Consider the following 1,541-nt stretch of genomic DNA (forward strand, 5'->3'; position numbering starts at 1 on the left):
TCGGGTACGTACTGGTCCTCTACGATGCGTGACCATGTCGTCTACGAGTCGCGGCTCGAGCTCACGCGCCTGCTGTACGCCGACTTCGACCAGGACGTGACGGCGGTCTTCGCCCAGCCGTTCCTCCTGTCCACCACGGTGGACGAGCGACTGCGCCGCCATGTCCCGGACTTCCTCGTTCTGAGGGGCAAGGCCGTGCCGCTGGTCGTCGACGTCAAGCCCAGACACCTGCTCACGCGGCCGAAGGTGAACTTCGCGCTCGGCTGGGCACGCGAGGTCGTCCTCTCCCGCGGCTGGGACTTCGAGGTGTGGTGCGAACCGCCGGAAGCGGAGCTGGCGAACTTGCGCTTCCTCGCCGGCTACCGGCGCGACTGGCTCTTCGACGAGGACCTGCTCGCGGAGGTCCGGGTGGCGGATCTGTACGGGGCCTCGCTCGGTGAGGCGTTCCGCGCGTTTCCGCACCATCCGGAGTGGAGAGTGCGGGCGGCTGTCCTGCGGCTGCTGTGGTGCCAGCACTTCGCCACGGACCTGTCCGTGCCGCTGTCTGAGCACCATGAGCTGCACCGGGGGACGACTGCTGTGGCTGGCTCCGGGCAACGCGATCTGCCTGCGCCGTTCAAGGACCGTGAGCGGAACAACGACGCCGAGGAAGACCTGGCGACGGTTCAGAGGCGGGAGCCTCGTCCGGGAGGGCATGTGAACGAATCCGCGGTACGCGTCGGAGTGGGCACGAGGCTGAAGTACGACGGCGAAGTCGTCACGGTGGAAGAGATGTTCGCCTCCGCAGCCGGCAACGTGGTCCTGGTGCGTGATGGGCAGGGTGGCCGGTTCCGGCTGTCGCTGCGGGAGGTGCTTACTTCCGGCCGAGCCGTGGTCATCCCGGAAGGGCCCGGCCCCGCGTCCGATGACCCGCGCGAGACGTCCTCGGTCGTCCTGGCCCAGCTCACGGAGGAGGAATTGGATGCGGTGCGCGAGCGCGCCGCCCATGTCAACGAGGTCCTCTACGGCTTCCGGTCGGGAAGCGCCGAGCTGTCGGCGCCGGGCGAACCGCGGCCGCAGTATGCGGCGACGGTCCCCAAGCTGCAGCGGTATGAGGCCAAGGCAGCCGAACTGGGGTTGAGCGTTCGCACCATCAAGCGGTGGGTGCGGGCCTTCCTTCTCGATCGCGAGGCCGGTCTCGTCCGTGGCGGGCCGGATCGCGGGGACGGCACCATGGGCGGGCTCGGGCGGGCCGATCTGCGGTGGGTGGAGATGGCCCTGGAGATCATGAACGAGCACGGGAAGGAATCACGGCCGACCCGGGCCAAGGTGATCCGCAGCATCGGCCCTCGGCTCGCCGCCCGCTACGGCGAGGACGAGGTGAAGCTGCCGACCCGCGCAACGGCATACCGGTGGCTGGAGGAGCTGGAGCGGCGGAAGCCGACCTTCAGGTTGAGCACGAAGCGCAACCGGGACATCGCCGCCCGGCCACCGGGCGCGTACGGGAAGCTGCGGCCGACTCGGCCGGGCGAGTACTTGCTGATGGACACCACCCGGCTGGA

Annotated in this window: 1 protein-coding gene; it reads left to right on the plus strand. The window is 69.2% G+C overall.

The annotated features are described in order from the left end of the window. Positions 1-24: 24 nt before the first annotated feature. Positions 25-1,541, plus strand: a 1,517-nt coding sequence (locus VXC91_RS45385; RefSeq protein ID WP_329513175.1) for a TnsA-like heteromeric transposase endonuclease subunit, incomplete at its 3' end; no start/stop codon positions are given.

The organism is Streptomyces chiangmaiensis, from assembly GCF_036281785.1.
Lineage (GTDB): Bacteria > Actinomycetota > Actinomycetes > Streptomycetales > Streptomycetaceae > Streptomyces > Streptomyces chiangmaiensis.